The organism is Tsukamurella asaccharolytica (genome assembly GCF_007858435.1).
Classification (GTDB): Bacteria; Actinomycetota; Actinomycetes; order Mycobacteriales; family Mycobacteriaceae; genus Tsukamurella; species Tsukamurella asaccharolytica.
The window spans coordinates 455,360-478,268 of the sequence record NZ_VIGW01000002.1 but is presented as its reverse complement, the minus strand read 5'-3'; the positions used below and the strand labels follow the sequence as shown (position 1 = coordinate 478,268).

At 70.6% G+C, this 22,909-nt stretch carries 37 protein-coding genes; 36 read left to right on the top strand and 1 reads right to left on the bottom strand.

All coding sequences use genetic code 11. From position 1 onward, the window contains the following. Positions 1-5: 5 nt before the first annotated feature. The 23 genes from FK529_RS05695 to FK529_RS05585 all read left to right on the top strand — a co-directional run bounded on the left by FK529_RS05695 (position 6) and on the right by FK529_RS05585 (position 9,974). Entirely contained in the window at positions 6-347 is a 342-nt protein-coding gene (locus FK529_RS05695) for a hypothetical protein (RefSeq protein ID WP_146560034.1), read from the top strand. Then, a complete protein-coding gene (locus FK529_RS05690) occupies positions 344-697 on the top strand; it encodes a hypothetical protein (RefSeq protein WP_146560033.1) in 354 nt (117 codons plus the stop codon). The genes FK529_RS05695 and FK529_RS05690 overlap by 4 nt, the downstream gene beginning before the upstream one ends. Beyond that, a complete protein-coding gene (locus FK529_RS05685) occupies positions 694-1,014 on the top strand; it encodes a hypothetical protein (protein ID WP_146560032.1) in 321 nt (106 codons plus the stop codon). Before FK529_RS05690 ends, FK529_RS05685 begins: the two co-directional genes overlap by 4 nt. Further along, positions 1,014-1,835 carry a hypothetical protein gene (locus FK529_RS19980; protein ID WP_158635055.1) on the top strand — a complete coding sequence of 274 codons (822 nt, stop codon included), beginning with the start codon at positions 1,014-1,016 and terminating at the stop codon, positions 1,833-1,835. Before FK529_RS05685 ends, FK529_RS19980 begins: the two co-directional genes overlap by 1 nt. A gap of 29 nt (positions 1,836-1,864) precedes the next feature. Continuing rightward, positions 1,865-2,194: a YfdP family phage-associated protein gene (locus tag FK529_RS05675; RefSeq protein ID WP_146560031.1), complete on the top strand. Its 330-nt coding sequence runs from the start codon at positions 1,865-1,867 to the stop codon at positions 2,192-2,194. A 24-nt stretch (positions 2,195-2,218) separates the two neighbouring features. Continuing rightward, positions 2,219-3,052, top strand: a complete 834-nt coding sequence (locus tag FK529_RS05670) for a DUF2303 family protein (RefSeq protein WP_146560030.1) — start codon at positions 2,219-2,221, stop codon at positions 3,050-3,052. A 27-nt stretch (positions 3,053-3,079) separates the two neighbouring features. Further along, positions 3,080-3,739 carry a hypothetical protein gene (locus FK529_RS05665; protein ID WP_146560029.1) on the top strand — a complete coding sequence of 220 codons (660 nt, stop codon included), beginning with the start codon at positions 3,080-3,082 and terminating at the stop codon, positions 3,737-3,739. Between the two features lie 83 nt (positions 3,740-3,822). Beyond that, positions 3,823-4,194 (top strand): hypothetical protein, encoded by a 372-nt coding sequence (locus tag FK529_RS05660; RefSeq protein ID WP_146560028.1) that lies wholly within the window; start codon positions 3,823-3,825, stop codon positions 4,192-4,194. Positions 4,195-4,217: 23 nt separating this feature from the next. After that, positions 4,218-4,499 carry a hypothetical protein gene (locus FK529_RS05655; protein ID WP_146560027.1) on the top strand — a complete coding sequence of 94 codons (282 nt, stop codon included), beginning with the start codon at positions 4,218-4,220 and terminating at the stop codon, positions 4,497-4,499. After that, positions 4,496-4,741 (top strand): hypothetical protein, encoded by a 246-nt coding sequence (locus FK529_RS05650; RefSeq protein WP_146560026.1) that lies wholly within the window; start codon positions 4,496-4,498, stop codon positions 4,739-4,741. The genes FK529_RS05655 and FK529_RS05650 overlap by 4 nt, the downstream gene beginning before the upstream one ends. 31 nt (positions 4,742-4,772) lie before the next feature. Beyond that, a complete protein-coding gene (locus FK529_RS05645) occupies positions 4,773-5,018 on the top strand; it encodes a hypothetical protein (RefSeq protein ID WP_146560025.1) in 246 nt (81 codons plus the stop codon). Continuing rightward, on the top strand, positions 5,015-5,593 hold the full coding sequence (locus FK529_RS05640; RefSeq protein WP_146560024.1) for a hypothetical protein: 579 nt from the start codon (positions 5,015-5,017) through the stop codon (positions 5,591-5,593). Before FK529_RS05645 ends, FK529_RS05640 begins: the two co-directional genes overlap by 4 nt. Continuing rightward, complete coding sequence (locus FK529_RS20255) at positions 5,593-6,255, top strand: molecular chaperone DnaJ (RefSeq protein ID WP_146560023.1); 663 nt, start codon at positions 5,593-5,595, stop codon at positions 6,253-6,255. The genes FK529_RS05640 and FK529_RS20255 overlap by 1 nt, the downstream gene beginning before the upstream one ends. A 25-nt stretch (positions 6,256-6,280) precedes the next feature. Next, positions 6,281-6,532 (top strand): hypothetical protein, encoded by a 252-nt coding sequence (locus FK529_RS05630; RefSeq protein WP_146560022.1) that lies wholly within the window; start codon positions 6,281-6,283, stop codon positions 6,530-6,532. Next, positions 6,529-6,873 (top strand): hypothetical protein, encoded by a 345-nt coding sequence (locus FK529_RS05625; RefSeq protein ID WP_146560021.1) that lies wholly within the window; start codon positions 6,529-6,531, stop codon positions 6,871-6,873. Before FK529_RS05630 ends, FK529_RS05625 begins: the two co-directional genes overlap by 4 nt. After that, complete coding sequence (locus FK529_RS05620; RefSeq protein ID WP_146560020.1) at positions 6,870-7,184, top strand: hypothetical protein; 315 nt, start codon at positions 6,870-6,872, stop codon at positions 7,182-7,184. The genes FK529_RS05625 and FK529_RS05620 overlap by 4 nt, the downstream gene beginning before the upstream one ends. A gap of 108 nt (positions 7,185-7,292) precedes the next feature. Continuing rightward, on the top strand, positions 7,293-7,877 hold the full coding sequence (locus FK529_RS05615; RefSeq protein WP_146560019.1) for a hypothetical protein: 585 nt from the start codon (positions 7,293-7,295) through the stop codon (positions 7,875-7,877). Further along, the gene (locus tag FK529_RS05610; RefSeq protein ID WP_146560018.1) at positions 7,870-8,082 is read left to right on the top strand and encodes a hypothetical protein; all 213 of its coding nucleotides are present in this window, start codon (positions 7,870-7,872) and stop codon (positions 8,080-8,082) included. The genes FK529_RS05615 and FK529_RS05610 overlap by 8 nt, the downstream gene beginning before the upstream one ends. Beyond that, positions 8,079-8,354 (top strand): hypothetical protein, encoded by a 276-nt coding sequence (locus FK529_RS05605; protein ID WP_146560017.1) that lies wholly within the window; start codon positions 8,079-8,081, stop codon positions 8,352-8,354. The genes FK529_RS05610 and FK529_RS05605 overlap by 4 nt, the downstream gene beginning before the upstream one ends. A 60-nt stretch (positions 8,355-8,414) precedes the next feature. Next, positions 8,415-9,005, top strand: a complete 591-nt coding sequence (locus FK529_RS05600; RefSeq protein WP_146560016.1) for a hypothetical protein — start codon at positions 8,415-8,417, stop codon at positions 9,003-9,005. Continuing rightward, positions 9,002-9,409 carry a hypothetical protein gene (locus tag FK529_RS05595; protein ID WP_146560015.1) on the top strand — a complete coding sequence of 136 codons (408 nt, stop codon included), beginning with the start codon at positions 9,002-9,004 and terminating at the stop codon, positions 9,407-9,409. The genes FK529_RS05600 and FK529_RS05595 overlap by 4 nt, the downstream gene beginning before the upstream one ends. Beyond that, positions 9,406-9,645, top strand: a complete 240-nt coding sequence (locus FK529_RS05590; protein ID WP_146560014.1) for a hypothetical protein — start codon at positions 9,406-9,408, stop codon at positions 9,643-9,645. The genes FK529_RS05595 and FK529_RS05590 overlap by 4 nt, the downstream gene beginning before the upstream one ends. After that, on the top strand, positions 9,642-9,974 hold the full coding sequence (locus tag FK529_RS05585) for a hypothetical protein (RefSeq protein WP_146560013.1): 333 nt from the start codon (positions 9,642-9,644) through the stop codon (positions 9,972-9,974). Before FK529_RS05590 ends, FK529_RS05585 begins: the two co-directional genes overlap by 4 nt. Here FK529_RS05585 and FK529_RS05580 read toward each other — a convergent pair. After that, positions 9,953-10,321, bottom strand: coding sequence for a hypothetical protein (locus FK529_RS05580; RefSeq protein ID WP_146560012.1), 369 nt, complete (start codon positions 10,319-10,321; stop codon positions 9,953-9,955). The genes FK529_RS05585 and FK529_RS05580 overlap by 22 nt on opposite strands. Before the next feature lie 177 nt (positions 10,322-10,498). On the opposite strand from FK529_RS05580, the gene FK529_RS05575 reads away from it, so the two are divergent. From FK529_RS05575 to FK529_RS05515, 13 genes are all read left to right on the top strand, one after another. Then, entirely contained in the window at positions 10,499-10,753 is a 255-nt protein-coding gene (locus tag FK529_RS05575; protein WP_146560011.1) for a hypothetical protein, read from the top strand. A 443-nt stretch (positions 10,754-11,196) separates the two neighbouring features. Beyond that, positions 11,197-12,237 (top strand): DNA-methyltransferase, encoded by a 1,041-nt coding sequence (locus tag FK529_RS05570; protein ID WP_146560162.1) that lies wholly within the window; start codon positions 11,197-11,199, stop codon positions 12,235-12,237. Further along, on the top strand, positions 12,234-14,906 hold the full coding sequence (locus FK529_RS05565; RefSeq protein ID WP_146560010.1) for a hypothetical protein: 2,673 nt from the start codon (positions 12,234-12,236) through the stop codon (positions 14,904-14,906). Before FK529_RS05570 ends, FK529_RS05565 begins: the two co-directional genes overlap by 4 nt. Positions 14,907-15,164: 258 nt before the next feature. Then, positions 15,165-15,581 (top strand): RusA family crossover junction endodeoxyribonuclease, encoded by a 417-nt coding sequence (locus FK529_RS05560; protein ID WP_146560009.1) that lies wholly within the window; start codon positions 15,165-15,167, stop codon positions 15,579-15,581. Beyond that, positions 15,581-16,384, top strand: a complete 804-nt coding sequence (locus FK529_RS05555) for a hypothetical protein (protein WP_146560008.1) — start codon at positions 15,581-15,583, stop codon at positions 16,382-16,384. Before FK529_RS05560 ends, FK529_RS05555 begins: the two co-directional genes overlap by 1 nt. Before the next feature lie 416 nt (positions 16,385-16,800). Next, the gene (locus FK529_RS05550; protein WP_146560007.1) at positions 16,801-17,025 is read left to right on the top strand and encodes a hypothetical protein; all 225 of its coding nucleotides are present in this window, start codon (positions 16,801-16,803) and stop codon (positions 17,023-17,025) included. Between the two features lie 8 nt (positions 17,026-17,033). Next, positions 17,034-17,390: an HNH endonuclease gene (locus FK529_RS20800; RefSeq protein ID WP_205124362.1), complete on the top strand. Its 357-nt coding sequence runs from the start codon at positions 17,034-17,036 to the stop codon at positions 17,388-17,390. Between the two features lie 73 nt (positions 17,391-17,463). Continuing rightward, positions 17,464-17,934, top strand: coding sequence for a phage terminase small subunit (locus FK529_RS05540; RefSeq protein WP_146560006.1), 471 nt, complete (start codon positions 17,464-17,466; stop codon positions 17,932-17,934). A gap of 1 nt (position 17,935) precedes the next feature. Beyond that, a complete protein-coding gene (locus FK529_RS05535) occupies positions 17,936-19,552 on the top strand; it encodes a terminase large subunit domain-containing protein (protein ID WP_146560005.1) in 1,617 nt (538 codons plus the stop codon). After that, the gene (locus tag FK529_RS05530) at positions 19,552-21,081 is read left to right on the top strand and encodes a phage portal protein (RefSeq protein ID WP_146560004.1); all 1,530 of its coding nucleotides are present in this window, start codon (positions 19,552-19,554) and stop codon (positions 21,079-21,081) included. Before FK529_RS05535 ends, FK529_RS05530 begins: the two co-directional genes overlap by 1 nt. Further along, complete coding sequence (locus tag FK529_RS05525; protein WP_146560003.1) at positions 21,062-21,724, top strand: VG15 protein; 663 nt, start codon at positions 21,062-21,064, stop codon at positions 21,722-21,724. The genes FK529_RS05530 and FK529_RS05525 overlap by 20 nt, the downstream gene beginning before the upstream one ends. A gap of 90 nt (positions 21,725-21,814) precedes the next feature. Then, entirely contained in the window at positions 21,815-22,483 is a 669-nt protein-coding gene (locus FK529_RS05520) for a hypothetical protein (RefSeq protein ID WP_231702931.1), read from the top strand. 50 nt (positions 22,484-22,533) lie between these two features. Beyond that, positions 22,534-22,908, top strand: coding sequence for a potassium transporter (locus FK529_RS05515; RefSeq protein WP_146560002.1), 375 nt, complete (start codon positions 22,534-22,536; stop codon positions 22,906-22,908). Position 22,909 lies beyond the last annotated feature (1 nt).

The window sequence follows — 22,909 nt, the reverse complement described above, 5'->3', positions numbered from 1 at the left end:
CCACCGTGACCACCGAATCCGTCGCCCCTGCCGCGGCTTCCCCCAAGATCCTCTCGACCACCAGCCGCCGCGAGACCGTATGGCGCCTCGCCCGCCACACCACCGCCGACGCGGTGCTGCCGATCCCCGGCGACAAGCGCGGCCGGACGCTGCGCCCCGACCTCATCGAGGTCACCGAGACCCTCTACGACGGTGCCGACGCGCCCGCCCCGAAGCTGTCCATCCACGTGAGCGGGCAGGTCGTGAACCCGTCCACCGGCGACCTCGGCACCCGGCGGCGCATCGTCCCGCCCGTGCCGCTCGCCCCCTGGCTCGTCGAACTCGTCGCGAAGTCGGTGACCCAGTGAACCCGAACCTGTTCCCCACCCGCACGCCGCTCGACGTGCGGCCGCTCGCCTCCCAGGAAGCCCCGCCCATGTCCCTCGCATCGGTCACCCTGACCACCACCTACCGCCCGCCGGCCGAGGGCTGGCCGCCCGTCGACATGCTCGGCCGTCCGATGGACGTCGACCTCGTCACCGTTACGGTCACCGTCCGCGCCGACCACCAGCACGAGGTCTCCGACCTCGTCTCGCTCAGGTCCGCCGCGAGCAAGGTCGTCTGGACCGAGCGGCCCAGCGCGCTCCCGCCGTTCGTGCAGGACCTCGTCGCCGACGCGCTCGCCCAGGGCTACAACGTGATTCGGGGTGCGCGATGAGCGCCGCCGACCTCCAGCCGCAGGACGTGGTCCGCACCCTCGACCACATCGCCGGCCTGTTCACCTCCCTCGACGCGGTGCAGGCGGACATCTCCGCGCTGCAGGACGCCGAGCGCGGGCTCAAGGAGCAGATCAAGGCCGCGCTGGGGGAGGAGGGCACCGTCGGCACGATCGGCGGGAAGGTCGTCGTCACGTACCGGCCGAGCGCACCGGCTTCGCAGCTCGACGGGAAGGCGTTGCGCGCGGATCACCCGGAGCTGTTCGACAAGTACCTCGTCGAGAAGCGGCCGAGCCGCCCGTTCAAGGTGCTCGACTGATGGCGCTCCTCTCCGATCCGCAGACCGCGCTCAACCTCACTCGCGACGACGTCATCCGACAGGAACTCGTCGACATCATCGAGTGGCACGAGCACAACCAGCCCCGCTCCCTGCAGAAGACCCTCGGCCCGTCCGAGGTCGGCCACCCCTGCCTGCGCCACCTCGGCTACAAGTTCCTCGACGTGCCCGACTGCAACCGGCCGCCGTGGCTCGGCGACGTCCTGCCGTCCGCCATCGGCTCCGCGATGCACAAGCGCCTCGAATCCCACTTCGACGCGCAGAACATGAGGATCGGTCGCGTCCGGTGGCTCACCGAGATGCGCGTCGAGCCCTGGCCCGGTCTCACCGGGTCGTGCGACCTGTTCGACGTCGACAACGGCCGCGTCATCGACTGGAAGGTCCTCGGCGACAGCTCGTTCAAGAAGATGCGGAAGACACCGTCGATCACGTACCGGCGGCAGATCCAGCTCTACGGGCGCGGCGCCGAGCTGGCCGGGCACGACGTCCGCGAGGTCACCCTCGCGCTGATCCCCAAGGTCGGCTCGCTCGCCGGGACGAAGACGATCACGGTCGACTACGACCCGCAGGTCGCCGCCGACCTCGAGGCGCGCTGGTGGGACTTCGTCTGCCAGGTCGACGACTTCAAGGCCGAGCAGCACCCGGGCCGCATCCACTGGTTTCCGCCGATCGCCCCGGAGTACGCGGACATGTGCCGCGTGTGCCCGTGGTTCTCAGAGCAACCCGAGGTCAACCCGGACATGACGTCGGTGCGCTGCGCCGGCCTCACCGTCCCGAAAGCAACCGCCCCGGCCGGGGCGTAACCCGCACCACCACAGAGAAGGGAAACCCCATGTCCGACCAGGACACCACCGCGGACGAGACGACGGAGGAATCGGTCACCGACTTCGCCGCGATCCTCGCCCAGCACGACAAGGGCCGCGCGCTCGCCGAGGCGTCCCGCGCCCTGGCCGAGTGTGTCGACGCGGCGCTCGCCAGCGGCAAGAAGGGCGGCAGCGTCACCGTCAAGACCACCGTCGAGCCGCTCGACAACGGTGCCGTCCGGCTCGCGATCAACGTCGAGTCGAAGCCCGTCAAGGAGCCCGCGCAGTCGATCTGGTTCGCCGACGGCGACGGGCACCTGTCCCGCGACAACGCCGGGTTCTTCCTCGGCGCCAAGTAGCCCCATCACAAGGAGGAAAATCTCATGTCCGACAGCAACATCCACCTTCCCCAGATCAACACCGAGTCGATCACGCCGGAGGAGTACGGCGTCGACGGCCCCGTGCACGTCTTCATCGCCAACGGGGTCGAGGGGCTCGAGACGAAGGTGGTCGACGTCCGCGCCGAGGTCCCCGACGCGTTCCCGCCCCGCACCACCGTCCCCCGCAAAGTCACCGACCAGGCGTCGTTCCTCGCCGAGGTGAAGCGCCGCCCGCTCCTCGACGGCCTGTCCACCGTCTGGGCGAACCGGAAGACCGGAACCGTCTCCGTGATCTACGACGAACTCGGAGCCGACGCGACCGCCGACTACACCCGCCGGCAGGACTTCCTGACGCTGCAGTTCGTTCGGGATCCCGACTGGACGCTGCTCATGAACACGATCAGCAAGGAGCCGTGCGGCCAGCTCGAGTTCTCCGACCTCATCGAGTCCGTCGGGCACCTCATCACGTCGCACCCGGCGGCCGAGCTGATGGAGATCGCCGAGAGCCTCCGCACCAGCTCGCAGGCCCGGTTCGAGTCCCGTCCCAACCGGGCGAACGGCTCGCAGGTCTTCACCTACGCCGAGGAGGTGTCGGCGACCGCAGGCCGCTCCGCGCAGCTCGAGGTGCCGACGACGATCACGTTCCGCGCCGCGCCGTTCGAGGACTTCCCGCCGGTCGACGTGACGTGCTGGTTCCGGTTCCGCGTGAACGGCGGCAACCCGCGCCTGACTCTCGAGGCCCAGCCGTTCGACCACGTGATCCGCGCGACCTGGTCGACGGTCATCGACGACCTCGCCGAGAACCTCGGCGTGCCCGTGTACGCCGCGAATCTGTAACCCCCACACCAGGAAAGAGAGATAACGATGCCCCTTCTGCAGCCCGTCTCGGGCTCCAACGCGAAGTTCAAGGAGATCGGCGACACCTACACCGGGACGCTGATCAAGATCTCCGAGGAGCAGCAGGCCACCGTCTACGACGGCGTGCGCGGCGTGCCGACGAACGAGCCCGACTTCTGGGACAAGGAGACCAAGCAGCGGCCGAAGATGCAGATCTACGTGCTGCTCGAGTGCCAGCGCGACGGCGTGCCCGCGCACTTCGACTACCCCGACGACGGGAACGTGAAGATCTGGGCCACCGTCGAGGCGAAGCACGCCAGCATGTACGCCGCGCTGATCGACGGCGGCCTCGGGAAGGCGGACCGCCTCGGCGGTCAGTTGACCGTGCAGTACGTGGGGACCGACCCGGAGTCGCGGAACCCGCAGAACCCGCGCCGGATGTACGCGGCGAGCTACGTCGAGCCGCCGCTGCTCGGTGGCCCGACGGGGCAGCAGACCCCCACGGTCCAGCAGCCCGTGCAGCAGGCCCCGCCCGCCGCGCAGGTACCGCAGGCCGGTCAGATCCCCGCGCAGCCCCCGGCGGGCAGCGGAGTCGACGCCGACACCTGGGCGCGGATGCCCGCCGCCACGCAGCAGGCCATCATCGCCGGCCTGCAGCAGCAGACCGGCGGGCAGCCGCCCTACTGATCGAGTCGCGGCCCAGCAGACCGGCTTCGAAACCTCTGCTGGGCCGCGGCCACCCGCTCCACCACGAACCGAAGGAGACCCCGATGTCGGAGACCACCGAGATCAAGGCGCGCCGCGAGATCACGTTCTCCGACGTCGGGATCCCCGGCGTGCACGCCACCTTCCAGCACGAGAAGCAGATCTGGATGGCCGCGCCCGTCCTCAAGGCCCGCGCCCTGTTCAACCGCGCGCAGGCCCTCGCCGACGGGGCGGCCCGCGCGCAGAAGCTCCTGTCCCGCGTCGTCGAGCGCCACCCCGAGCTGTACCTCGAGCTGCGGCCCGCGCTGCTCGCCCTCGAGGGGATCGCCGGGCGGGTGCCGTGGGGGAGCGCGCTGGACAAGGAGATCGCGGCGCAGGCGGCGGCCCGGGCCGCCGCGAAGAAGCGCCGGAGCAGCGGCGCGAAGTTCACCCACTGACACCAGCAGGAGGCACCACCCCCATGAGCAAGATTGAGCGCCGCGATATTGGATACGCGCACAACCGACTCCACGACGTAGCCCGGCAGCTCCGCACCGACGGACACGACGACGCCGCGAGCTACGCCCGGCGCGCCGACACCGAGCAGGCCGTCTACGAAGACCTTGTGAGCCTCGCCGAGCGGGGATATACCGAGGGCGCGAAGGACATCGACGCCTGGAAGATCGGCGCCAACCTCGTCGACTACCTCCTCGAGCGCGGCTGGACCCCGCCCGCCCACTTCGCCGACCGGATCGTCGAATGACCGCCCGGGAACGCTCGGCGCCGGTGATGGCGATCCGCGCCGCCCGTGTTCCGGCCGGCGGCTGGATCGTCCACGACCTGCGCGACCCGAGCACCGTGCGCATGCCTCCGTGGCGGCGCCCCGCGCCCCGCCGGTGGCGGCGCTACCCCACGCACACCGAGGCGATGCGCGCCGCGTGCCGCGCGATCAAGGGGCGCACCGTGCTTCCCGTACCGACCAGCGCCTTCACCCTCGCTCGCTGACCCGTTCACCACCCACCACCAGGAGAAGACGATGACCGACCAGACCCCCGATCTCGAGCCTGCGGAGGACATCCTCGCGCAGCTCGAGTTCGCCGCCCGCACGCTCGCCATGACCGCCTGGGAGATCCTGCGCTCGCAGCTCCCCCCGGCGATGAAGACCGTCCTGTCCCCGCCGTGGGACGACCTCCCCGCCGCCGACAAGGCGCGCCTGATCGAGAAGACCCGCGCCGACATCCGCGAGAGCGTCGCCGCCGAGCAGGCGGGAGAGTCGAAGTGACCGCGCCGGTCGGGACGGTCGCCCTCATCGACCGCGACGAGGCCCGCACGCTGGCCGAGTGGCTCATCGCCGAGCAGCGGTGGCTGGGCCAGCGCACCGCGAACGCGGTGGCCGACGCCTGGCTCGCCGACGTGGCACAGCTCGAGGACCGCGCCCGGTGGCTGCTTGCCGAGTCCGAGCATCACCACCAGGTCACCGCGAAGAAGGCCGCGTCCGCGGTCGTCGATGCCCGGGTCGCCCGCGCGTCGCTCGAGACGATCCGCGCACGGGTCTCGCACGCGGCCCGGGTCGGGCTCCTCACGCACCGCGGCGAGTGGCCGGCCGAGGTGCTCGACGCCGCAGCATCGGCGATGAGCGTGCCCGTCCGCTTCGGAGCGGGCGACGACCCGGCGCGCAAGGTCGCCGAGCACGTTCTCGACGCGGCGGCGCGCGCCCTCCACCGGGACCACGTGCACGTCGCGCCGCACAGCGCCGCGCACACGGTCGACATCGTCGACAAGTCCGGCCTCTCCGCCGACCTCGACACGTGGCTCGCGAAGAACCGCGCCGCGCAGACGAAGCCGGAGGTGTTCTGATGGCCGACTACCCGAAGGGCCTGCGGCTCCGCCCCATCGAGGCGTGGCCCGGCAGCCTCACCCGCGACCGCAAGGTCTCACCGTTCACCGCGAACTGGTCCATCACCCTCGACCAGCTCGACCGCGAACTCTGGCACCTCGGCCCCCGCAACCGCGGGAACGCTGACAACGCGCCCGCGGTCCTGCAGATCGCGATGCGCGAGCAGGACTTCCGGCTCGATGGACTGCCCCGCGCGAACAGCCGACCCGAGCACCCCGGCGTGATCCTCAACGTCGACGCCACTCGACAGGGCGCGCTGTCGTTCCCCTGCGACCGGTTCACCGACTGGCGGGACAACCTCCGCGCGATCGTCCTCGGCATGGAGGCCCTGCGGAAGCTCGACCGCTACGGCATCACGCCCGGTGACCGGCAGTACACCGGCTGGAAGCAGCTTGGCGCCGGCACCGCGGCCGTCGAAGCAGGAATGAGCCGCGCCGAGGCCGCGAAGGTCCTGTACCTCGGCAGCGGCGTCCCCGAGCCGATCATCCTCCGCGACCCGGAGGCCGCAGCGAAGGCCCACCGCGCCGCGCGCGCTGCAGCGCACCCCGACCGCCACGGCGACGACCGCACGAACTGGGACCGCGTCGAAGAGGCCGCCACGGTCCTCGGCCTGACCCCGTAACCACCACACCACCAGGAGAAGAACCATGCGTAACCCGTTCCGCCACAACAAGAAGACCCCCGAGTACGCGTCGACGCTCACCGCGACGATGCTCGTCTCCCTCAAGGGCGACGACACCAGCCACCCGGTGCGGATCACCGTCGACTACAACAGCCCGCGCGCCGCGGTCGCCGGAATGTACAAGCTCAGCAGCCCGCCCTACCTGCACAACATCGGCCTCGAGATCGGCGCCTACGCCGGCATCGCCGAGACGGTAGACGACGGGGACGACGAATGAGCACCGTCGAATCGCGCACCGTTGCTCTGCAATTCGCCGTCGACTGGGCCGGCGACCGCGCCAAGGCCCGCCGCTTCCACCCGAGCGCGGGCGAGGTGATCGACGTCGCCGAGGAGTTCGCCGACTACATCGACAACGGCACCGTCCCCCGCTCGTCCGGCCGGCGCCCCACGGGCGACGTCGTCGAGTACGCGGTCACCGAGAACAAGGTCTACGACCCGGAGACGGGCACGCCGGTCCCGTTCGACGAGGCACGGGCGCGGGGTCTGCTCGACACGTCGGCGGTGCCGAAGCCCGGGCCGCGGCCGACGCCGCGCACCGCCTCGGCGGTGGCCCGGTGAACGCCGCCGAGCACTTCGCCGCCGCCGAGCGCCTCATCGTGCCCGCGGTCTACGAGAGCCCCGACGACCGATCGGTTCCGCAGCTACTTGCTGCCGTCGCGCACGGTCTTCTCGCGGTCGCCGCGACGCGCCTCCCCGAGACGCCGACCGCCGACGACTACGACCTCGCGCGCCGCACGTGGGACACCGTGCACACCCTCGCCGGGCCGACGTTCGACGAGCTGAGCGCCGCCGGGCAGGGCAACCTGGCCCGCCGGCAGATGCGGCTCCGAACCGGCGCCTACTTCCAGGAGGACGCCGGCCATGGGTAACGCGATCGCACTGCTCGCCGCGATCGGCGCGGCGTTCTGGCTGGTCTGGTGGCTCAAGAATCGCCACCCCGCAGACCAGCACCACAACCACCACCAGGAGAAATGACCATGCCCACCCACGAGAACCTCAACGTCCCCGTCCAGATCGTCATCGACGAGAAGAAGATCCTCGAGCAGATCGGCTGGACCGAGCACTACCAGGACCACGACGGCGAATGGACCGAGGAGGGCGGCCAGTTCGACCTCCCCGCGAACCTCGCCGGCCTGGTCGCCGACCGCCTCGCACACTCCATGGAACGCGAAATGCGCGACGTCGTCGTGAAGGCCGTCACCGAGCGCGCGAAGACCCGCGTCGCCGAGATCATCGACGAGGTCATCGCCGGCGACATCCGCAAGACCAACCAGTGGGGCGAGCCCGTTGGGGAACCGACGACGCTCCGCGCCCTGATCGTCAAGGAGATCGGCGACCAGCTGAACCGGAAGGTCAACAGCCGCGGCGAGACCCAGACGTATGCCCGCGACGGTGCGATGCCGTACGCGCAGTACGTCGCCCGGGTGGCCGCACAGAGCGCGCTCAAGGGCGAGCTGGCCGAGGCCGCGCAGGAAGCCGTCGAGCAGGTGAAGGCGAAGGTGACCGGCCTCGTCGCCGAGGAACTCAGCACCAAGATCGTTCAGGCGGTGGCCCGTGCCTGAGACCACGACCACCCGCACCACGAGCATGAGCGGCTACGGCCCGCTCACCCTCGCGAACCTCCGGCAGTTCGTCGACGCAACCGAGAGCCAGTGGTCGGAGGACGCGCACGTCGCCATCACCACGCAGGCGGCCCGGGACCAGCGCGACAGCTCGACGTGGCAGATCACCCTCACCGAGACCACCCGAGCAGGAGCCCGGCGATGAAGCTCCGCAAGCTCCTCGCGTACCGCAAGCACGACGGCGACCGTGTCGCCTGGCACATCGGCGACGTCCGCGACCCCGACGCAGGCCCCGGCGGCGTCATCGAGGTTGCGCTCGAGTACGGCGACTACGGAATCTTCACCACCGCCACCTGGACCGCCAGCTCGTACGCCACCCGGCACTGGAACTCGCTCATCGCGTCCATCTCGCTGTGGCGATGGGGCGTGTGGATCGCATTCCGCGGCACGGAGGTCCGCCGCTCCGACGAACAGTAATTTCCCCTGCCCGTTATGGCTTCTACAACACGCCACATCGGCATCCTCAAGGAGACAACCATGTTCGACCAGATCACCATCCCCCAGGTCATCACCTGGATCGCCCTCACCGTCGCCATTGCGGCCTGCGCGGGCACCGTCCACTACGCCCGGCGCGCCGAGGCCGCAGCACGCCGCGCCCAGGCCGCGGCCGAGCACGCGCAGCGGTTCAACAAGTGGGCGCACATCCACACCGTCCGCGCCGACCAGGCCGCCGCGTCCACCCTGTCGGCGGCGCTACGCGCCGAGTCCGCGGCCGCCCGGATTCCCGCGTGGGGCTTCGGCGCGGGCAGCGGGGGAGCGGGAGCACCGTCCGGCTTCGGCGGTGGCACCCCGTCGCCGATGGGCGAGCCCGGCCGCGGCGGCGGCGCGGTCACGAACCGGATCGAGTTCGGCGGCCCCGTGACTCAGGAAGCCGTCAACGAGGCCATTCGCCGCGGGCAGTCCGCGCGCCGTACCGCACTCCGTGACCCGTTCTTCGCCAAGGCGTCCGAGGCCGCTCGCGCGAACACCGTCATCGCCAAGGGGCGCGACTCCGTCGACCGACTGCTCGCCGGCGAGGGCCACGACGCCGTCGGTACCGCCGACGACGCGGCGGAGGCGGACCGATGAGCAAGCCCCGCACCCCGCGCCACTTCCCGAAGATGAAGCACCGCGCCGCCAAGCGCCGCGCCGCCCGGATCTCCATCTACGACGCCGACATGCGCCTGCTGTCGTCGACGCACACCCGGTTCCGGCCCCACGTCGAGAAGCTCAACGCCCGCGCGCTCACCATCACCACGACGCACCGCGCTGACGGCGTCGCCGAGGCCACGGTCACCCGGAAGCTCGACATCCCGGAGGGCTCGCCGTTCTGGGTCGCCCCGGTCGGCACCCCGTTCCCCGAGCACGGCACCGACCCGGCGGCCGAAGGGTGGCACATCCTCGGCCACGCCGGCCCCGCGCGACTCCGCCCGCTGCACGACCTCATCGGCGACGCGCTCGCCGACGCCGACGATGCGGAGGCCGGCCAGTGAGCACCCGCGAGGAGCTGTACGGCAACGACTACGCCGCCGACGGCCCGGATCGCCCCGAGCCGTACGAGTACGCGGACCTCGACCCGAGCCACCCCGAGGCGTACCAGCACGGCAGCCGCGCGATCACCGAGTGCCCCGAGTGCGGCGACGACACCGTCGTCGCGGTCCGGGCCCAAGGGATCCGCGCGTGCCGCTCGTGCTGGTGGACCGAACTCGCCGGGGTATCGGCGCCATGACCGCGCCGGCCGAACCCGCCACGTCGACGACCGCCTCGCCGGACGTCGACCTCGAGACGATGTGGCACGCCGAGATCCCCTGCGCGTGGGGCGCACCGGACCGCGCCCCGCACTGGCCGCACGACGCCGCGACCTGGATGCTCACCGTTTACCCCTGCGCTCTCGTGCACATGTTGGGAGACAACCCCGTTCACGAGCCGATCTGCCAGCGGTGCGTGGACTACATCGAGGCCGAGGCCAAGGCCTACCGCGGCAACAAGACGATCTGCCTCGCCTGCTTCCACATCATCACCGTTCCCGATGACTACTACTCGCTCCGAAAGTTGTGACCCGCCATGACCGCATCCGTCACCAGCCTCACCGCGCGCCGCGCCATCACCACCGCCGAGAGCATCCTCGACGGTGCCCGCCTCAAGCCCATCGCCGGCAGCAACGCGCACGACATGGTCGCCGTCCCGGCGGAGCTGCTCCGCCAGCTCATCGTCCTCGCGCGCGGCGCCACCGAGATCGCCGAGTTCATCGACGTCATCGCCCCGCCGCCCGCACCGGCCCCGCCCGTGCAGTTCGCGACCCTGCACACCCGCAGCGGCGACCAGATCGACATCACCGTCCTGCCGCGGACCGTCGCCGACACCACCATCGGGGACCCGCCGAACCCGGTGAGGGCGACGCTCACGGTCGTCTCCGATCCCGGCGGGCTCGGCGGGTGGCTCGCGAAGACCCGCCCCGATCGCGGCGACCTCACCATCCTCTACATCGGCACCTGGTACCAGGTCGAGGACATCACCGTCACCGTCGAGATGTACTCGCGCAGCGCGCTCATCACCCTCGGCGCGCCGACCACCAACCCCGCATGTGGACCACCGACCAGCTCGTCGCCCTGGGTCGGTGCCTCGTCTGCGAGATGCACCCGCCGACCCAGGGACACCACTGGTCCTGCCCGGCGTGGCCCGTCTGGCACCTCGCCTCGGGAAAGCCGCCCCGCCCCTACATCAGCAACGAGACCCGCGAACTCGGGTCCGCGCCCATGCCCGACTACGACGCCGAGCCATCCGGCCCCGCGGTCCTCGACCTCGACGTCCAGATCCAAGGAGACCAACAACCATGAGCGCCCGGAAGCGGGCCGTCGTGCTCACCGACGACGAGCACGCGGTCGTCGACTCCCTCATGCACGACTGGATGATGCGCGACGTCGTCGCCGGCCGCCCGCAGGCCCTCGACAACATCCGCACCGCGCACCGCAGCGGAGGCGACGCCTTCACCACCGTCGTCTGGGCGGAGAAGGGCGCGATCGTCCGACGCTGGTACGAACCCACCCCGCGCACCTTCCACGACACCTGCCCCACCTACTGCGGGAAGCCCGGTTATCAGCCGGTCGAGCGGATGCACGTCGACGGCCGGCACGTCGCGAGCTGGAACCGGACCGAGCCCGTGCGCATCGCGCGGATCACGCACCGCCGCCTCATCGCCTGGGCCGAAGCCCTCACCGCGGAGGAGCGGCGCGCGCTGCTCGACGAGCCCCGCCCCGAACCCGAGAAGGAGGAGACCGCCGTGCCGGCGCCGTATTTCGCCGACGACTCGGTCACCCTGCACCTCGGCGACGCGCTCACCGTGGCCCGCACCCTCGACACGGGCTCGGTCGACTGCATTGTCACCAGCCCGCCGTACTTCGGCCTCCGCTCCTACCTCGACGACGACCACCCGGACAAGTACGCCGAGCACGGCGCCGAGCCCGACCCGCGGCTGTTCGTCGAGCGGCTGGTGCGCCTGTTCCGCGAGCTGGGGCGCGTGCTCGCCGACGACGGCACCCTGTGGCTGAACCTCGGCGACAGCTACGCCACGCAAGGCGGCGTGCGCACCGTCGGTGAGAGCTCGTGGACCGCGGGGCAGGCCCGGACCGAGGTGCAGCCGACCAAGTCGCGGAGTCGGCCGACGGACATCACGCCGAAGAACCTGCGCGGGATCCCGTGGCGCGTCGCGTTCGCACTGCAGGACGACGGGTGGATCCTCCGCAACGACGTCATCTGGTCGAAGCCGAACGCCATGCCCGAGAGCGTCACCGACCGGCTCAGCTCCCGGCACGAGCACCTGTTCATGCTCACCAAGAGCCAGCGGTACCACTTCGACCTCGACGCGATCCGTGAGCAGTACGACGGCGACCGGGCGCTTTCTCGACGCTCCCGCTCCGGCGCGACGAACAAGGAGAACAGCATCGCGCAGCCGTGGGGCCGCGCCGAAGCGACCCCGCCCCGGACGAAGCCGCAGACCAACTTCGGCCCGACCGGCGAGCGCAACGGCAAGTTCCACGAGAAGGGCCGCAACCCGGGCGACGTGTGGGAGATCGCCACCCAGCCGTTCCCCGGCGCGCACTTCGCCACCATGCCCGTCCGGCTCGCCGAACGCTGCATCCAAGCCGGATGCAAGCCCGGCGGCACCGTGCTCGACCCGTTCAGCGGCTCCGGCACCACGGGCCTCGCGGCCGCGCGGCACGGCCGCCGCTACGTCGGCATCGACCTCAACGCCGACTACCTCAACCTGTCCCTGCGCACCCGCCTGCAGGCACCCACCCTCGACCTCGGAGGCACCGCGTGACGAACGCCGACAGCACCACCCACGCCGGGCAGGAACTCGGCCTCGCCGACGTCGTCGCGCTCCTCGGACACCGCCAGTGGACCTCGATCATGCAGAAGCAGGTCGGCGCGCCCGGCGTCATCAACCACCATGTCACCCCGGGCATCGTCCCCGCCCTCGCTGCGGGGCTCGTCGGCAGTGACGTCTGGTACGGCGTCAACGAGATCGCCGAGCCGCCGCACGACAACCGGCGCGCCACCGAGAAGACCGTCGGCCGCTGGTGCGCCGTCTGGGCCGACCTCGACTTCGGCGACGGCAAGTCCGGCGACAACGACACCATCAACGCGATCATCGACGACCTCACCGACGCCTACGGCACCGAGCCCGTGTTCATGACCCTCTCCGGGCACGGCGTGCAGCCCGTGTGGATCCTCGACCACCAGGACCCGGCGACCGTGCTCGACACCGACGAGAAGCGCGCCACGGCGGTCGCGATGCTCAAGCGGCACGGCCGTCTCGTCCAGGCCAGCGCTGCGGCGCACGGCGTCAAGGCGGACAGCGTCTTCGACCTCCCGCGCGTGCTCCGCGCCCCGGGGACGACGAACCACAAGGACCCCGCCGATCCGGTACCCACGTCCGCGATCCGCGGCACCGGTGTCCCGCTCACCGTCGCCGAGCTGGACGCCGCCCTCACCCGCGCCGGCGTCGCGCCGATGGACTCCGACCGCCCCACCACCGGCGAGGTCGTGTCCGCGCCGTCCACGTGGTCGTACCGGCAGAGCGGCCAGCAGGCGTGCAAGTACGCCGACGACATGGTCCGCGGATGGGCGGGCGACCAGCCGCACGCCCGGCACCCGTGGCTCGTCGCCCAGGCCGTCCGCATCGCCGCAGCGCGCCGCCATGGATGCTTCACCGGCGCAGACGCAGCGGGCGCCGAGCGGGAACTCGGTGCCCGGTTCGCCGCGCTGTGCGCCCGCGGCGGCGACACCCGGCCCGTCGCGCGGTTCGAGGTCGAGCAGGCCATCCGGTACGGCGAGAGCGAGGTCGCCGCGATGAGCGATGCCCGCGTCGCCGAGGAACTCGGCGGCCACGAGCACCGCGACTACGCGGCCGAGGACGCCTACCTCGAGCGGTCCGCGCACGAGCTGGACCGGCTCCGCGCCCTCGCCGCACCCTCAACCGCACGCCAGAAACCGGACAATCAGCAGGTCACCGCCCCTTTCGACGAGGGGTGTGACATCGGTGATAGACCGTTTCACGCCGATGTCACACCCGAAGATTCAGGGGACACCGCCGGTTCGGTGCTTATGACCGCCACAGAGCCCGAGTACGCCGCGCTCGTCGCGCAGATCGAAGGCGACTTCTGGGAGGCCCGGCCGAGCCTCGCCACGGTGTACGCCGCGGCGCTGGCCGGCACCGCGAGCCCGTGGGCCACCCTCGCCGTCGTCATCATGCGCGTGCTCGCCGCCGTACCCCACGACGTGTACCTGCCCGGGATCCACAACCCCGACGCCGACGGCCCCTCGCACAGCCCGACCGGCTCGCTGAACCTGTACGCCGGGATCGTCGCACCGTCGTCCGGTGGGAAGGGTCTCGCCGCCGGGGTCGCGGCCCGCCTCTACCAGCACCCCTCGATTTACACCGCGGGCGCCGGATCGGGCGAAGGCGTCGGGCAGCTCTTCGGCGGCATGGTCACCGACAAGGAGACCAAGCAGACCGAGTTCGTGTGGGCCCGCCGGTCCGTGCTCCTCGACGTCCCCGAGGTCGACATGCTCACCGCCATCAGCGGCCGCCAGTCGTCGACCATCGACTCGGTGCTCCGCCAGGCATTCAGCGGCGAGACGATCGCGTTCTCCTACTCCACGATGGAGAAGCGTCTCCGGCTCACCGCGCACGGCTACCGGCTCACCGGCGTCGTCAGCGTCCAGCCCAAGCGCGCCGCCGGACTGTTCGCCGGCGCCGACGGAGGCACCCCGCAGCGGTTCATCTGGGCCCCGTCCGTGGACCACCGCATCGGCGACCCCGTCCGCTACGACGGCCGGATCCTGTCCCGGATCGGAGAACGCGACGAACGCGGCGAGCCGTTCCGCCCCGAGTGGTGGCCGGACGGCGGGCACACCATCGACGTCTGCCCGGAGGCGCTCCGCGAGATCTGGAACGAGCGACTGCGCCGCGCCCGCAACGTCGACTTCATCGAGGACCCCGACAACCCGGACACGCTCGACGGCCACACCATGTACGCCCGCGAGAAGGTCGCCGCGGCGCTCGGGATCCTCGACGGCCGCGACCACGTCACCGTCGACGACTGGGACCTCGCCGGGGTCGTCGTCGCGATGTCGTTCCTCACCCGCAACCGGCTCGTCGAGGCCATGGAGATCGGTCGCCTGCAGGCCGCGGAGAAGCGCGGTCAGGAGCGCGGTGCCGAGCAGGTCGGCGCGAAGGTCACGGCGCAGGAGATCGACGGCGCGCGGATCGCGGAGACCGAGCAGCGGGTCATGCGGATCGTCGGCCAGCACGACGGTGCGGTCCCGCGGCGCGACGTCCTGTCCGGTGTCTCGAAGGCGCAGCGGCCCTACGTGCAGACCGCGCTGGACAGCCTCACCGAGAACGGGCTCCTCGAGCGCGAGGAGATCGAGCCGACCCGCAAGGGCGGGCGTCCCGGCGTGCTCTACAAGGCGGTCCGAGCATGAACCCGCAAACCCTCGAAATCGAATTGCTGGCTTGCTGGTCGACCAGCGAACAGGAATCGAGCCCCGTTCTGTCACGGAACGGTAACGGAACATCACGAAGCAATAACGAGCAGCTCAAGGGGTATTAGTTATGTATTTGTTATCAAAAAATGTCATTCATCACATGCGCGAGAAACTCGCACATTCGCAGCCTGTTCGCTGGTCGACCAGCAAGCCAGCAATTCCCTTGCTGGTCGCTCCTCTCGAGCGGCGGCACGCATGACCACCTACACCGTTTTCGTCCCCGGCCGCCCCGCCCCGCAAGGCTCCAAGCGCCACGTCGGCCGCGGCATCATGGTCGAGTCCTCGAAGGCCGTCGGACCCTGGCGCGCAGTCGTCGCGCTCACCCTCGGCGAGAACGTCCCCGCCCCCATCGACGGCCCCGTCACGATCCGCGCCGAGTTCGTCATGCCCCGCCCCAAGGCGCTCCCGAAGACGAAGCCCACACCGGCGGCCACCAAGAAGCCCGACGTCGACAAGCTCCTCCGCGCCATCCTCGACGCCGGCACCAGCATCGCCTGGATCGACGACTCCCAGATCGTCGACGTCCACGCCACGAAACGCATCGCCGAACGCGACGAGCAGCCCGGCGTCGCGCTCACCATCACCCACACCGACCCGGAGGCCACGCCCTGATGCGCGCGAACACCGACTACCTGTACGTCACCCATCCCGAACAGGACAAGCTCACCGCGCGCCTTACCGTCGTCACCGATTGGCTCGCCGACGCCCTCGACGAGACCGTCACCCGACAGACGAGCCACGCCGCCGAGCCTCTCGTCTCCACCGGCAAGGCCAAAGAGCGCCCGTTCCCGTTCCACCCCGCCGCCTCGGATATCGCCTGGGACCTCGCCAACACCCTCGCCTCGTGGGCCCGCGCCATCGCGACCGCCCGCACCTTCGACGACCTCCCCGACCGACTCACGATCAAGGCCTCCGCCGCCTGGCTCGCCGAATCCCGCCACACCGGCGGCCTCGCCCTCATGCCCGACGGCGCCCAGGGCTACGACGAGATCCTCTACGCCATCGACCGCGCGATCGCCGTCGTCGACCGCCCCCGCACACCCAGCTACGTCGGATCCTGCCCCGACTGCGCAGGCGACCTCTGGGCCCGCCCCGAAGACGACCCGATCACCTGCCGCACCTGCTCCGCCACTATCGACCGCGCCACCAACGACCAACGCGTCGACCGAGCCCTCCGCGACCGCCTGTTCACCGCCGCCGAACTCGTCGACATCGTCGAGGCCCGCCTCGGCCTCACCGTCCGCCCGAAGACCATCCACGAACTGACCCGCCGCCGCCGGCCCCTCGAGGTCCGCGGCAAGGTCCCCGGCCGCACCCGCGGCACCGTCGAACACCTCTACCGCTGCGGCGACGTCCTCGACGCCTTCCTCCCGAGGCAGCGCCGCCGCACCCGAGCCCACGCACGCCTGCCCTGAACGGCGTGCACAACACGCCAGAACGGCGCGTCATACTTGACAAAACCCGACACCCTCCCGATAGGCTGGACGCCGTCGGCGTGAGGTGAACCCCCCACCTCCGACGAGACCCCCGATCTACGCCACCCTCCTGCCTGGCGAAGACCGGGGGTCTCGTCATCACCCAACACGCCAACCCTTCCAGCGCACGAACCACGGCACACCCTGCAACAGCAAGGGCCACCGCGAGCGAAGCGCACAAGAACCACACGCAGCAAAGTGAAACACGCTGATACACAACCTGATACGAACAATCTGAGCACACCGCACCCCATGCGACGCACACACTCGACAGGCCAAACAGCAACAGCAACAACAGCTTCCGCTCACACGCCAAACGCACAGTGCGAAGCGAACGAAGCAAGGAGCGAACAGCAATGGCCACACGAAACACGCGAAGCAACGACAGCACCAGCGCAAACGCCGAGAACAGCGACAGTGCAAACGCTGCCGAGCACGACGAAGCGAACACGAACGAGACCAACGAACTCGTCGACATCGCTGACAGCAGCACCGACGGCGAAGCATCGACGACCAGCACAAACGTCGAGAACACCGTCAACGCGCACGCCACGACCAACTACCAGCCCTACACCTGGTAAAACCCCCGGTGAGCTACACCAGCGGCGGGCCCAGCAGGACCAGCACACCCGAGCATCGAGCACGCAGACGACGCGTCTTCGCTCGCGACGGACACCGCTGCAAGATCCGCGGCCCACAATGCACCGGCGCAGCAGACGTACTCGACCACATCGTTCCAATCGCCGAAGGCGGCGACGAAACCGACGAGAACTGCCAGACAGCGTGCAACCCCTGCCACGACGCCAAGAGCCGCGCCGAGGCAGCCCGCGGCCGACGCCGCCAAGCCCGCAACGCCCGACACCCCAGCGAGCCGCACCCCGGCCTCAAACGAAGCACCCAGGGGGGGAACCCCTCAAGGCGCCCCGCGAGGCCACCCGTGGCATAGGCGCCCGGGAAACGTACAGGTCTGGGACTTTTTCAATTTCAACTTTCGATTCGCCCGTGAGGAGGTGCTCGTGATGGCTGGACGAGGACCCACTCCGAAGCCCGCCGCGTCCCGCGCGCGGCGCAACAAGCCCGACGCCGCGCTGCGCGTGATCGTCGCCGAGCCGGTCAAGCAGCCCACGCTGCCGCAGATCTGGGAGCGCAACGCGAAGACCGGGAAGCGGCAGCGCGTCCCGTGGCCGGCGGAGACCCGCCGCTGGTGGAAGATGTGGGGCGACAGCCCGCTCTCTGCCGAGTTCACCAGCACCGACTGGTCCGAGCTGCTCATCACCGCCCGGCTGCACGCCGCGGTCGTCGATGGCGACCTCAAGCACGCCGCCGAGCTGCGGTTGCGCGTCGCGAAGTTCGGCGCCACGCCGGAGGACCGCGCCCGCCTACGGATCACCTTCGCGGCGGCCGACGACGCCGAGGCGAAGCGCAGCACACCGCCGAGCGGCGCGTCCGGCACCGCGACGGGCTACGGCGACCTCCGCGCCGTCGACTGACATGCCCTGGCGGCCGAACTTCCCCGGCGAGTTCCCGACGCTCGGCTGGTACGCGCTCGAGTGGATCACCGAGAACCTCGCGCAGCCCGACAACGACGAGTACGCGCCGCTGCGGCTCACCCGCGAGCAGGCGCAGTTCGTCCTGCAGTGGTACCGCCTCGACCCGGTCACGGGCCGACTGCGGTACCGCCGCGGCGTCTGGTCCCGGCCGAAGGGACACGGCAAGAGCCCGCTGATGGGCGCGCTCGCCGCGCTCGAGGGCCTCGCCGACATCGTCCCCGACGGGTGGGACGCCGACGGTCGCCCCGTCGGCCGGCCGTGGCGCACGGTCCGCACTCCGAAGGTGCAACTGGCCGCGGTGTCCGAGGACCAGACCGCGAACAGCTACGAGCCGCTCCTCGAGATGCTCCGGCAGGGCCCGGTGCTCGAGAATTACCCGGGCGTCGACCCGATGGAGACGTTCGTCGCGCTGCCCCGCGGCTCGATCGAGTTCGTCACCTCGGCGGCCCGCACCCGCGAGGGCAACCGGCCCGTGTTCGCCGCGATGGACCAGACCGAGCAGTGGGTGCCGTCGAACGGTGGCCGCCGCCTCGCCGACGTCCTCCGCCGCAACGCGGGCAAGATCGGCGGGCGGACGATCGAGACGCCGAACGCGTACCTGCCCGGCGACAACTCGGTCGCCGAGAAGTCCGCCTCGTACTGGTCCGACATCCAGGCCGGCCGCACGCTCGACGACGGGCTGCTCTACGACCACCGCGAGGCCCCGCCGGACACCGACCTCGCCGACCGCGACAGCCTCCGCGCCGGCCTGCTCTACGCCTACGGCGACAGCGCTGAGGAGGCGGGCGGCTGGGTCGACATCGACCGCATCATCGCCGAGATCTGGGACCCCGCGACTGACCCGCAGGACGCGCGCCGGTTCTACCTGAACCAGATCACCCACGCGACCGACTCGTGGCTCTCGCAGCCTGCGTGGAACGACCGCACCCGCGCCGACAAGGTCATCGCCACCGGCGACACGATCGTCCTCGGCTTCGACGGCTCGAAGGGCCGCAACCGCGGCAAGGCCGACGCGACCGCGCTCATCGGGTGCCGCGTCGAGGACGGGCACCTGTTCGAGATCAAGGTCTGGGAGCAGGGACCAGCCGACGGCCGCGACTGGGCGCCGAACCCGATCGACATCGACCGCGAGGTCCGCCGCTGCTTCGACGACTACCAGGTGGTCGGGTTCTACGCGGACCCGTCCGGCTGGACCGAGTGGATCGCGAAGTGGGAAGCGGCGTACGGGCGGCGGCTCCGTGTGAAGGCCTCGCACGACCACCCGATCATGGCGTGGCCACGCGGTAAGGACTCCCGCGTCGTCGAGTACGTCGAGCGGCTGCGGCTCGCCGTGGTCAACCGCGAGATGACCCACGACGGCGCGACGAACCTCGCCCGGCACGTGCTCAACGCGCGGCGGCGCGCGGTCGCGAGCGGGTACCTGATCTACAAGAAGTACCCCGACAGCCCGGACAAGATCGACGCCGCGTACGCGGCCGTCATGGCCTGGAAGGCCCGCACGGACGCCCTCGCGAAGGGTGCCGGCGCGCCCCGGAAACGCAGAAAGGCGGTGTTCTGATGACCGATCCGTTCGTGCCGCTCACCGCCGTCGACGAGTTGAGCGACGCCGAGAACACCACCCTCGGGAAGCTCCGCGCCCAGCTCGAACGCGTCCGCCCGGCGAACGAGGGCAAGTACAAGCTGTACGAGGGCAAGCACAAGGCGCGGAACCTCGACATCGCCGTGCCGCCGCACCTCGCGGAACTCGACGTGTTCGTCGGCGTCCCCGGCACCGTCGTCGATGTCCTCGCCGAGCGCATCGAGTGGGACAACTGGATCTCGACCGCCCCGAAGGGCGAGCTGTACGGCCTGGACGAGATCTACCGGGACAACGCGCTCGACGTCGAGCAGTCCCGCGAGACCGTCGACGCCCTGATCTGCGGCACCGGGTTCGTCGCCGTCGGCTCGGGCAACGAGGACGCCGACGAGCCGCCCGTGCTGATCACGGCCGAATCGCCGATGGAGGCGACGACGCTGTGGGATCCCCGGCGGCGCGTCCAGTCCTCGGGACTCGTCCAGCGCCATGACCCGGATTGCCCGACCACCGTGACCGCAGAGACGCTCTACCTCGAGAACTCGACGATCACCATGACCCGCCGCGACGACGGCACCCTCGAGGTCGAGCGCGACGACCACCACCTCGGCATCGTGCCGCTCGTGCCGTTCCCGAACCGTGAACGGCCGTCGGACATCCGCGGGCGCTCGGAGATCACCGGCCCGGTGCGGTACCTGACCGAGGCCATCGGCCGGACGCTGCTCGGCATGGAGATCAACCGCGAGTTCTACACCGCGCCGCAGCGATACGGGCTCGGCGTCGACCCGGAACAGTTCGGGATCAAGGAGGACTCGCCCCGCGGCGAGGTGCTCCGCAAGCAGTGGCAGGTCGCGATGTCGCGGATGAACTTCATCCCCGGCCCCGAGAACCCCGGCGACCCGATGCCGCAGGTCGGCCAGTTCTCGCCCGCGCCGCCGACGCCGTACATCGACCAGGTCAAGCACTACATGCAGCACGTGTCCGCCGAGGGCGCGATCCCGTGGAACTACCTCGGGTTCCAGACCGACAACCCGCCGAGCGCCGACGCCGTCCGCGTCATGGAGTCGCGCCTGATCAAGCGGGCCCTGCTCCGACAGCGCATGTGGACGCGCGCCTGGCGGCAGGTCGCGCTGCTCGCGCTCCTGCACAAGGACCCCCACTTCGACCGCGCGCTCGCGGCGCAGATCTCCCCGAACTGGCTCGACCCGACCACGCCGACCCCGGCGGCGCAGGCCGACGCCACGACGAAGCTCGTCCAGTCCGAGATCCTCCCGAAGGACAGCAAGGTCACCTATCGGCGGCTCGGCCTGTCCGAGGCCGAGCAGACCGAGCTGGAAGCCGAGAAGCGGACGAGCACCTCGTCGACGATCATCGACAAGCTGCTCGGCACGCCGCCCGCGGCCGTCCCGCCGTCGCCCGACGGTGCGGCGCAGCAGATCCCCGCCGATCGACAGCCGCCCGTGCCCGCCCCGGCGGCCCAGCAGGTGGTCCCGAGTGGCGCTGGCGGTCGCTGAGTTCCAGGGCGCCCTGTCCGAACTCGCGACGAGGGCGAACGAACGGCTCGCGACGCTCGCCGGCCGAATGGACACCCTCGACACCGTCGAGCAGCTCGACTTCATCTCGCAGGCGTACCCGGAGATCATTACCCCGTACTCCACGGCGGCCGGCGTGCTCACCACGCAGTGGTACGACGCGCAGCCGACCACGACCCGCGGGTTCGTCGCCGTCCCGGCCGACGCGGACCCCGTCGAGCAGCTCGCCGCGTCGTCGAGGTGGGCGATGCTGCAGTCGAATCCCGTGTCGGCGCTGCAGGGCACCGCGACGCGCACCGTCTTCAACGGCAGCCGCCGCACCGTGCTCGCGAACGTCCAGCGCGAGTCCGGCGCGCGGTGGGCGCGCCACGCCTCGGCGAACGCCTGCAAGTTCTGCCGGATGCTCGCGACCCGCACCGGAATCGGCAAGGGATCGCTGTACACCTCGAAGGCCGCCGCGACCCGCGTCGGGGCCGGCGCCACGAACGCCCGCGGCAACCAGAGCGTCGGCGACAAGTTCCACGACCACTGCCGATGCGTCGCGGTCATGGTGCGCCCGGGGGACACGTACGAACCTGCTCCGTACGTCGCCAAGTGGACCACCACCGGCGAAATCATCGAGTAGACAACAGACTTCCGCCCATCGAGGGCGGGTAGGCGCGGACGGCCAGCGCACCAAGAATCGGCCGGATGCTGACGAGCTACGGAGAACACCATGCCCCACGACACCCTGCCCCTGCACCCCGTCACCGGACTGCGAGCCCTCGGTTACACGAGCCGCGGCCCGGTCTGGCCCGCCCTCGGCGGGTCCGAAGACGAAGGTCACCCGGCCGGAGGTTCCGGGAAGCCCGCCGATGAAGCCAAGTTCACGCAGGCCGACCTGAACACCAAGATCGACTCTCGACTCGCTCGGGAGCGCGCCGAAGTGCTCAAGAAGCTCGGCGTCGACGACCTCGACGCAGCAGTCGCCGGACTGGCCGACCTCGCCAAGCGCGAGCAGGCCACGAAGACGGCCGAGCAGCAGGCCGCCGACAAGGTCGTCGCTGCCGAGCAGCGCGCGGCCACGGCCGAGGCGCGAGCCAACGCGCTCGAGCGGACGCAGCACGGCCTCGAGGCCGGTCTGCCTCTCGCTCTGGCGAAGCGGCTCACGACCGACCCGAGCAACGAGGCCGCGTTCAAGGCCGAAGTCGCCGAGCTACTCCCGTTCGCGAAGGCCGCGGGCGGCTCGGAGGGCGACGGCGAGAACGAGGGCACCGGCACGGACGGAAAGGGCAAGCCCGCCCCGACCGGCACGCAGGGACGTCAGGAGGGCGGCGGCTCGACGAAGCTGTCGACGGTCGCATCCGGCGAGGAACTGTACAAGCAGCTCCACCCGCAGAAGTAGCGCAGGAAATCCCCTGCGCCGTAACGAATCCCACATAAGGAGGGAAAACCATGGATCTCACCCCGCGGACTGAGACCTTCGGCGCAGGCAACCTGTCCTGGCTCGGGTCGAAGCACGGCGTCGACGCCGCGCGCACCGTGACGATCTCGCGCTCGGCCCTGACCGAGGCGACCCACTACCCGAAGGGCTACCTGCCTTCCGGCACTCCGCTTGCGCTCGTGGACGGCAAGGCCGTCCCGTTCAACGCGGTCGGCACCGGCGGCACCGAGGTGCTCGCCGGGTTCCTGCTCACCGACCAGCAGGTCGCCAAGGGCGGCGGCGACATCGTCGCGCCGCTCCTCGACCACGGCCGCGTGATCCTGTCCAAGCTGCCCGCCCCCGTGACCGCCTCGGCGACCACGTCCGGCCAGTTCATCTTCGTCTAGG

Excerpts from the sequence above, each read along its gene's own strand:
- FK529_RS05625 (WP_146560021.1), top strand. The coding sequence starts at position 6,529 with ATGAGCACCGTCGAATCGCGCACCGTTGCTCTGCAATTCGCCGTCGAC.
- FK529_RS05615 (WP_146560019.1), top strand. The coding sequence starts at position 7,293 with ATGCCCACCCACGAGAACCTCAACGTCCCCGTCCAGATCGTCATCGAC.
- FK529_RS05530 (WP_146560004.1), top strand. The coding sequence starts at position 19,552 with ATGACCGATCCGTTCGTGCCGCTCACCGCCGTCGACGAGTTGAGCGAC.
- FK529_RS05515 (WP_146560002.1), top strand. The coding sequence starts at position 22,534 with ATGGATCTCACCCCGCGGACTGAGACCTTCGGCGCAGGCAACCTGTCC.
- FK529_RS05685 (WP_146560032.1), top strand. The coding sequence starts at position 694 with ATGAGCGCCGCCGACCTCCAGCCGCAGGACGTGGTCCGCACCCTCGAC.
- FK529_RS05600 (WP_146560016.1), top strand. The coding sequence starts at position 8,415 with ATGTTCGACCAGATCACCATCCCCCAGGTCATCACCTGGATCGCCCTC.
- FK529_RS05550 (WP_146560007.1), top strand. The coding sequence starts at position 16,801 with ATGGCCACACGAAACACGCGAAGCAACGACAGCACCAGCGCAAACGCC.
- FK529_RS05670 (WP_146560030.1), top strand. The coding sequence starts at position 2,219 with ATGTCCGACAGCAACATCCACCTTCCCCAGATCAACACCGAGTCGATC.
- FK529_RS05585 (WP_146560013.1), top strand. The coding sequence starts at position 9,642 with ATGACCGCGCCGGCCGAACCCGCCACGTCGACGACCGCCTCGCCGGAC.
- FK529_RS05605 (WP_146560017.1), top strand. The coding sequence starts at position 8,079 with ATGAAGCTCCGCAAGCTCCTCGCGTACCGCAAGCACGACGGCGACCGT.
- FK529_RS05520 (WP_231702931.1), top strand. The coding sequence starts at position 21,815 with ATGCCCCACGACACCCTGCCCCTGCACCCCGTCACCGGACTGCGAGCC.
- FK529_RS05575 (WP_146560011.1), top strand. The coding sequence starts at position 10,499 with ATGTGGACCACCGACCAGCTCGTCGCCCTGGGTCGGTGCCTCGTCTGC.
- FK529_RS05540 (WP_146560006.1), top strand. The coding sequence starts at position 17,464 with ATGGCTGGACGAGGACCCACTCCGAAGCCCGCCGCGTCCCGCGCGCGG.
- FK529_RS05660 (WP_146560028.1), top strand. The coding sequence starts at position 3,823 with ATGTCGGAGACCACCGAGATCAAGGCGCGCCGCGAGATCACGTTCTCC.
- FK529_RS05665 (WP_146560029.1), top strand. The coding sequence starts at position 3,080 with ATGCCCCTTCTGCAGCCCGTCTCGGGCTCCAACGCGAAGTTCAAGGAG.
- FK529_RS05535 (WP_146560005.1), top strand. The coding sequence starts at position 17,936 with ATGCCCTGGCGGCCGAACTTCCCCGGCGAGTTCCCGACGCTCGGCTGG.
- FK529_RS19980 (WP_158635055.1), top strand. The coding sequence starts at position 1,014 with ATGGCGCTCCTCTCCGATCCGCAGACCGCGCTCAACCTCACTCGCGAC.
- FK529_RS05645 (WP_146560025.1), top strand. The coding sequence starts at position 4,773 with ATGACCGACCAGACCCCCGATCTCGAGCCTGCGGAGGACATCCTCGCG.
- FK529_RS20255 (WP_146560023.1), top strand. The coding sequence starts at position 5,593 with ATGGCCGACTACCCGAAGGGCCTGCGGCTCCGCCCCATCGAGGCGTGG.
- FK529_RS05675 (WP_146560031.1), top strand. The coding sequence starts at position 1,865 with ATGTCCGACCAGGACACCACCGCGGACGAGACGACGGAGGAATCGGTC.
- FK529_RS05655 (WP_146560027.1), top strand. The coding sequence starts at position 4,218 with ATGAGCAAGATTGAGCGCCGCGATATTGGATACGCGCACAACCGACTC.
- FK529_RS05650 (WP_146560026.1), top strand. The coding sequence starts at position 4,496 with ATGACCGCCCGGGAACGCTCGGCGCCGGTGATGGCGATCCGCGCCGCC.
- FK529_RS05560 (WP_146560009.1), top strand. The coding sequence starts at position 15,165 with ATGACCACCTACACCGTTTTCGTCCCCGGCCGCCCCGCCCCGCAAGGC.
- FK529_RS05555 (WP_146560008.1), top strand. The coding sequence starts at position 15,581 with ATGCGCGCGAACACCGACTACCTGTACGTCACCCATCCCGAACAGGAC.
- FK529_RS05595 (WP_146560015.1), top strand. The coding sequence starts at position 9,002 with ATGAGCAAGCCCCGCACCCCGCGCCACTTCCCGAAGATGAAGCACCGC.
- FK529_RS05630 (WP_146560022.1), top strand. The coding sequence starts at position 6,281 with ATGCGTAACCCGTTCCGCCACAACAAGAAGACCCCCGAGTACGCGTCG.